Below are 522 nucleotides of genomic sequence, written 5' to 3'. Positions count from 1 at the left end.
CCACGCGTAAGAGGCGTTAAGCCGGGTTGCCATCATCTCAATCAGCCGCGCACCAAAGCCGGTCCCTTGAGGTGCGGCCCCCGCGACGATGCCGCGCCCCCGATCGGACACATCGAGGCGATATCCCCCGAAAGGCATCGCGGATAACGTAATCCATACGTCGCCCGGCTGCCCCGGCTGATAGGCATATTTGCAGGCGTTGCCGACCAGCTCGGACACCAGAATGCCCAGCGCGGTCGCGTCGTCGGACGAGACCGTAACCGGTTCGACACTGACGACGATATTGCGCCCCGCCGCCGGATCGGCGCAGCACTGCTGAAGATCCTCGCCCAGTGACTGCAAATACGCGGCCAGATCGACTGCGAGCGGATCGCCGGCCTGATAGAGGTGTCGGTGCACCCCCGCGATGGCCGCAATGCGGCGCTGAGTCATGGTGAGCGCCGCGAGCGCCAGGGGATCCGCCACGCGGCGTGCCTCGATCGACACCATTGCCGCGAGCAGTTGCAGATTGTTTGCGATCCG

1 protein-coding gene is annotated in these 522 nt (G+C 65.3%); it reads right to left on the bottom strand.

Features of this window, described 5'->3' with window-relative positions; genetic code table 11:
• Positions 1-522 (bottom strand): sensor histidine kinase (locus tag AACY08_RS28665; RefSeq protein ID WP_339472467.1); only part of this gene is annotated, 522 nt, incomplete at both ends.

Source organism: Pseudomonas sp. EL_65y_Pfl1_R83, assembly GCF_963970695.1.
Taxonomy (GTDB): domain Bacteria; phylum Pseudomonadota; class Gammaproteobacteria; order Pseudomonadales; family Pseudomonadaceae; genus Aquipseudomonas; species Aquipseudomonas tritici.
This window is presented reverse-complemented; position numbering and strand designations above follow the sequence as displayed.